The sequence below is a fragment of the Methylorubrum sp. POS3 genome, from assembly GCF_043352485.1.
Taxonomy (GTDB): domain Bacteria; phylum Pseudomonadota; class Alphaproteobacteria; order Rhizobiales; family Beijerinckiaceae; genus Methylobacterium; species Methylobacterium suomiense.
In genome coordinates, this window is the sequence record NZ_JAPRBT010000001.1 from 2,646,745 (window position 1) to 2,653,195 (window position 6,451).

General features: G+C 68.2%; 3 protein-coding genes. All 3 read right to left on the bottom strand.

What is annotated here, in order from left to right:
• Positions 1-94: 94 nt before the first annotated feature.
• The 3 genes from metH to OWC43_RS12425 all read right to left on the bottom strand — a co-directional run bounded on the left by metH (position 95) and on the right by OWC43_RS12425 (position 6,127).
• Positions 95-3,847, bottom strand: a complete 3,753-nt coding sequence (gene metH / locus OWC43_RS12415) for a methionine synthase (RefSeq protein ID WP_393956911.1) — start codon at positions 3,845-3,847, stop codon at positions 95-97.
• 198 nt (positions 3,848-4,045) lie between these two features.
• Positions 4,046-4,963 (bottom strand): methylenetetrahydrofolate reductase [NAD(P)H], encoded by a 918-nt coding sequence (gene metF, locus OWC43_RS12420; RefSeq protein WP_137830449.1) that lies wholly within the window; start codon positions 4,961-4,963, stop codon positions 4,046-4,048.
• Between the two features lie 138 nt (positions 4,964-5,101).
• Positions 5,102-6,127: a metalloregulator ArsR/SmtB family transcription factor gene (locus OWC43_RS12425; protein ID WP_137830450.1), complete on the bottom strand. Its 1,026-nt coding sequence runs from the start codon at positions 6,125-6,127 to the stop codon at positions 5,102-5,104.
• Between the last annotated feature and the right edge of the window lie 324 nt (positions 6,128-6,451).

A 6,451-nucleotide genomic window follows, 5' to 3' on the forward strand; every position in this document is an offset into this window, starting at 1 on the left:
CGCCGCTCCGGCCGGTCCGTCGGCTTGCCCCGCCGGGGCCCGACCCGGCAAGGGCAAAGTGCCGGCGCGGGGGCGATCCCGCGCCGGGTGTGACCTATTCGGCCGCCGCCTTGAGGTACCGGCCGGGATCGTAGTTGAGGATCGGCCCGAGCCAGCGCTCGACCTCGGCCACGTCCATGCCCTTGCGCAGGGCGTAATCCTCGACCTGATCGCGCTCGACCTTGGCGACGCCGAAGTAATGCGCCTGCGGGTGGGCGAGGTAGAGGCCCGACACCGACGAGCCCGGCCACATGGCGTAGGACTCGGTGAGCTTCACGCCGATGCGGCGCTCCGCCTGGAGCAGGTCGAACAGCGTGACCTTCTCGGTGTGGTCGGGCTGGGCCGGGTAGCCCGGCGCCGGCCGGATGCCGTCGTACTTCTCGTGGACCAGCTCGTCGGGCGTGAAGGTCTCGTCGGGTGCGTAGCCCCAGAACTCGCGGCGGACGCGTTCGTGCATCCGCTCCGCAAACGCCTCGGCGATGCGGTCGGCGAGCGCCTTGACGAGGATCGAGCGGTAATCGTCGTTCGCCCGCTCGAAGCGCTCGGCAATGCGCACTTCCTCCAGCCCCGCCGTCACCACGAAGGCGCCGACGTAGTCGGCGATGCCGGTCTCGACGGGCGCCACGAAGTCGGAGATCGAGGTGTTGGGACGCCCGTCGCGCTTCGACAGCTGCTGGCGCAGGCCGTGGAAGGTGGCGAGCTTTTCCGAGCGGCTCTCGCCGGTATAGAGCGCGATGTCGTCGCCGACGCTGTTGGCCGGCCAGAAGCCGATCACCGCCTTCGGGTTGAACCAGCGCTCCTCCACGATCTGTTTCAGCATCGCCTGCGCGTCCTCGAACAGGGCGCGCGCCGCCGGGCCCTGTTCGGGATCGTCGAGGATCGCGGGGTAGCGCCCCTTGAACTCGTAGGTCTGCAGGAACGGCGTCCAATCGATATACGGAACGAGGTCGGCGACCTCGTAGGAGCCGTAGACGCGGGTGCCGGTGAAGCTCGGCTTCTTCGGCTGGTAGCCGGACCAGTCCACCTTGAAGGCGTTGGCGCGGGCCTTGGCCAGCGGCAGGCGCTGCTTGTCGAGTTCCGAGCGGGCATGCGCGTCGGCGACCTTGGCGTATTCCGCCCGCACCTTCTCGATGGTGGCCCCACGCGTCTCCTTCGAGATCAGGCTCGACACCACGCCCACCGCGCGGCTCGCATCGGTGACGTAGACCGCCTGCCCCTTGGCGTAGGACGGATGGATCTTCACCGCGGTGTGGACGCGGCTCGTCGTGGCACCGCCGATGAGAAGGGGCATGTCCATGCCCTCGCGCTCCATCTCGGCGGCGACGTGGACCATCTCGTCGAGGGAGGGGGTGATCAGGCCCGACAGGCCGACGATGTCGACCTTCTCGCGCTTGGCGGTCTCCAGGATCTTGGCGGCCGGCACCATCACACCGAGATCGATGATCTCGTAGTTGTTGCAGGCCAGCACGACGCCGACGATGTTCTTGCCGATGTCGTGGACGTCGCCCTTCACGGTCGCCATCAGCACCTTGCCGGCGGCCTGGCGCTGACCGGTGCCGCCATTGGCCCGCTTCTCCTCCTCCATGAAGGGTTCGAGATAGGCCACCGCCTGCTTCATCACGCGGGCGGACTTCACCACCTGCGGCAGGAACATCTTGCCCGAGCCGAACAGGTCGCCGACCACGTTCATGCCGGCCATCAGCGGGCCCTCGATGACGTGGAGCGGGCGCTCGGCGCCTTGGCGCGCCTCCTCGGTGTCCGCGACGATGTACTCGGTGATGCCGTTGACCAGCGCGTGCTCGATGCGCTTCTCGACCGGGGCCTCGCGCCAGAAGAGATCGGCGGTCTTGGCCTGGGCCGAGGCGCCGGACTTGAAGCGCTCGGCGGCCTCCAGCAGGCGCTCCGTGGAATCCTCCCGCCGGTTGAGGACCACGTCCTCGCACAGCTCGCGCAGCTCCGCCGGGATCTCGTCGTAGACCGCGAGCTGGCCGGCATTCACGATGCCCATGTCCATGCCCGCCTTGATGCAGTGGAACAGGAACACCGCGTGCATCGCCTCGCGCACCGGCTCGTTGCCGCGGAAGGCGAAGGACAGGTTGGACACGCCGCCCGAGATATGGGCGTGGGGCAGCGTCTCGCGGATCGTCCGCGTCGCCTCGATGAAGGCGACGCCGTAGGGATTGTGCTCCTCGATGCCGGTGGCGACGGCAAAGATGTTCGGATCGAAGATGATGTCTTCCGGCGGGAAGCCGACCTGCTCGGTCAGGATACGATAGGCCTTGGTGCAGATCTCGACCTTGCGCTCGTAGGAATCCGCCTGGCCCTGCTCGTCGAAGGCCATCACGACCACCGCCGCGCCGTAGGAACGGCAGACCTTGGCGGCCTCGATGAACTTCTCCTCTCCCTCCTTCATGGAGATCGAGTTCACGATCGGCTTGCCCTGAATGCATTTGAGGCCCGCCTCGATCACCTCGAACTTCGAGGAATCGACCATCACCGGGACGCGGGCGATGTCGGGCTCGGCGGCCACGAGGTTGAGGAACTCGACCATCGCCTTCTGGCTGTCGAGCAGGCCCTCGTCCATGTTGACGTCGATCACCTGGGCGCCGGCCGCGACCTGATCGCGGGCCACATCCAGCGCGGCGGCGTAATCGCCGTTGGTGATGAGCTTCCTGAACTTGGCCGAGCCGGTGACGTTGGTGCGCTCGCCGACATTCACGAAGGGAATCTCCTTCGTGAGCACGAAGGGCTCCAGGCCGGAGAGCCGCATCAGGCGCGGGATCTCGGGAATCGGGCGCGGCGTCTTGCCGGCGACGGCCTCCGCGATGGCGCGGATATGGTCCGGCGTGGTGCCGCAGCAGCCGCCGACCATGTTGACGAGGCCCGACTCGGCGAACTCGCCGACGAGCTTGCCCATGGCCTCCGGGCTCTCGTCGTAGAGGCCGAACTCGTTCGGCAGGCCGGCATTCGGATAGGCGCAGACCAGGGTGTCGCAGAGGCGGCTGAGCTCGGCGATGTGGCCGCGCATTTCCTTGGCGCCGAGCGCGCAGTTGAGGCCGAAGGTCAGCGGCGAGGAATGCCGCAGGGAGTTCCAGAACGCCCCCGGGGTCTGGCCCGAGAGGGTGCGGCCGGACAGATCGGTGATGGTGCCCGAGATCTGGATCGGCAGACGGATGCCGGTCTCGTCGAAGACCTGCCACGCGGCGGCGATCGCCGCCTTGGCGTTGAGCGTGTCGAAGATCGTCTCGATCAGGATGAGTTCGGCGCCGCCGTCGATCAGGCCGCGCACCTGCTCGACATAGGCCTGCTTGACCTGATCGAAGGTGACGGCGCGGTAGCCGGGATTGTTCACGTCCGGCGAGATCGACAGCGTGCGGTTGGTCGGGCCGATGGCGCCGGCGACGAACCGGCGGCGGCCGTCCTGCTTCTCGGCCAGTGCGGCGGCCTCGCGGGCCAGCCGCGCGCCCTCCGCGTTCAGCTCGTGGATGATCGATTCCATGCCGTAATCGGCCTGGGCGATCGTCGTGCCGGAGAAGGTGTTGGTCTCGCAGACATCGGCGCCGGCGAGGAAATAATCGAGGTGGATCTGACGGATCGCGTCGGGCTGGGTCAGGATCAGGAGGTCGTTGTTGCCCTTCTGATCGTGACCGTGGTCCTTGAACCGCTCGCCCCGGAAATCCTCTTCGGAGAATTTCAGGCGCTGGATCACCGTGCCCATCGCCCCGTCGAGGACGAGGATTTTCTCCGCCGCGCGCTCGCGGAGCGCGCGCTCGATCTCGGTGCCGTCGACGGGGGGGAAGGTGGTCATGTCGGACGATCCTGGATTTTCCGGGATGGCGATGGCCGAAAGCGTCGGTCCCATCAACCCACCTCATCCCGAGGTGCCGGAGCGAAGCGGAGGCCTCGAAGGAGACCTCCGGAAGGCACGGTGAACCCTGGAGACCCCCTTCGCGGCTGAGTTGACACTCGGCATTTCAGGAGGGGATCAGGGGGGAGAAGCGGGCGGTTACGCCGCCTTCGCGGCCGCCTTCGGGGCCTGCGAGCGCAGGCCGAGCAGGTGACAGATGGCGTAGACGAGGTCGGAGCGGTTCATCGAGTAGAAGTGGAAATCCTCCACGCCCTGGTCGACGAGGTCGAGCACCTGCTCGGCGGCGACCGCGGCGGCCACGAGGCGGCGGGTCTCGACGTCGTTCTCCAGCCCCTCGAAGCGGGCGGCGAGCCAGTAGGGCACGGAGGCGCCGGTGCGGCGGGCGAAGTTGGCCGCCTGCTTGAAGTTCTGCACCGGCAGGATGCCCGGGATGATCGGGATCTCGATGCCGGCGGCACGCACCTTGTCGAGGTAGCGGAGATAGATCTCGTTGTCGAAGAAGAACTGGGTGATCGCCTGATCGGCGCCCGCATCGACCTTGGCCTTGAGGGCGTCGATATCGGCATCGAGCGAGGCGGCCTCCGGGTGCTTCTCCGGATAGGCCGAGACCGAGACCTTGAAGTCGCCGATCCGCTTGATGCCGGCCACCAGATCGGACGTCTGGGCGTAGCCGCCGGGATGCGGCCGGTAGGTGTAGCCGACGCCCTCGGCCGGATCGCCGCGCAGGGCCACGATGTGGCGCACGCCCGCATCCCAGTAGGACTGCACCACCGCGTCGATCTCCTCCCGCGTGGCGTTCACGCAGGTGAGATGGGCGGCGGGCTTGAGGCTGGTCTCGCGCACCATGCGGGCCACGGTGTTGTGGGTGCGCTCGCGGGTGGAGCCGCCCGCGCCGTAGGTCACCGAGACGAATTTGGGCTGCAGCGGCGCCAGTCGCTCGATCGAGGACCAGAGGATCTTCTCCATCTCCTCGGTCTTGGGCGGAAAGAACTCGATCGAGACGCGGATCGGGCGGAAGCCGTCGCGGCTGGCGCGGTGCTGGGAAGCGCTGGGCATCGGATCTCGTCCCTTCGTGTCCATTCGGTCTTGTTGTCGGATCATGTCTCAGTCGTGTCGGCTTGGCCGTATTGATCTTGGCCGTCTCGTCTTGCCCGTCTCGTCTTGCCCGTGACGAAATCGCGTCGGGCCCCGATGTCAGGCCACCGCCCGCTCATCCTGCGCCGCCGGACGGATCGCGGCATCGTGGGCGAGCCAGAGCGTGACGGTGAGCGGATGCTCGGTGCCGTCGTCGGGGGCGAGATGGCGGCTCTCGACCCGGCCGAGGCCCGCCTGGACCAGCCAGCCCGTCACCTGCTCGGCACTGAACCCGAGGCGGCGATGGGCCTGGGTCTCGCGCAGCTGTTCCAGGCTGTGGGGCGCGAAATCGACCACGAGAAGGCGTCCGCCCGGAGCGACGAGGCGGGCGGCCTCGCGAAGCGCCCGGGCCGGATCGTCCAGATAATGCAGCACCTGATGCAGCACCACGAGATCGAAGCCCGCCCGGCCGAAGGGCGGCGCGTGCAGGTCGCCCTGGCGCAGATCGACCCGCGACAGGCCGGCCTGCTCCAGGTTCGCCCGGGCGACGGAGAGCATGGCGTGGCTCGAATCGAGTCCGGTGGCGCGGCCGGCGCGGGGCGCCAGCAGGGCCAGCATCTTGCCGGTGCCGGTGCCGAGATCGACCACGTGACGGATCGGCCGGTCGCCGAGGGCGGCGAGAACCGCCGCCTCGACGGTCGCCTCGGGGACATGGAGCGAGCGCAGCCGGTCCCATTTGGGGGCGAGGCGGGCGAAGAAGGTCTGGGCGGCCTCGGCGCGCTGCGCCCGCACCGAATCGAGCCGGGCCCGATCCTCGGAGAGCGGCGGCGCCTCGCGCTTGAGCGCGGCGATCAACGGCTCGACGAAGCCGATCGCCGCCTCCCGCAGGCGGAAGAACGCCCAAGCCCCCTCGCGATGGCGCTCGATCAGCCCGGATTCGACGAGAAGCTTGAGATGGCGCGAGATGCGCGGCTGCGACTGACCCAGGATGTCGGTGAGGTCGGAGACCGACAGCTCGCCCTCCGCCAGCAGCGCCAGAATGCGCAGGCGTGTCTCCTCGGCGGCGGCGCGCAACACGGCGAGGGCCTCGGCAAAGGGCACCGAAGCCGTTGGCGAAGCCGTCCCGGGGCTGCTCTCGCTAGACATAAAGATATCTTTATATTCGTAGTCGAAGGGGCGCAAGCGAATTCGCATGGGCCGGAGACCCGCAGGCCAGGATCCGCCGCGGCGGCCCCGCGCCGGGCCCCCGTTTCGGTTCGCCCGCTTGAGCTTCCCCCGGGCAGTCTTTAACCAAGTTGGGCAGCCTCCCGCGGCCGGGAGCCCGGCGAGCGCGATCGTTCCAGCCCACCGGGCGAAGGCCGAAACCGAGGCCAGACGTGGGCCGAGACGCGGGCCAAGACACTGGCCAAGACACTGGCCAAGACACTGGCCAAGACACTGGCCAAGACACTGGCCAAGACACTGGCCAAG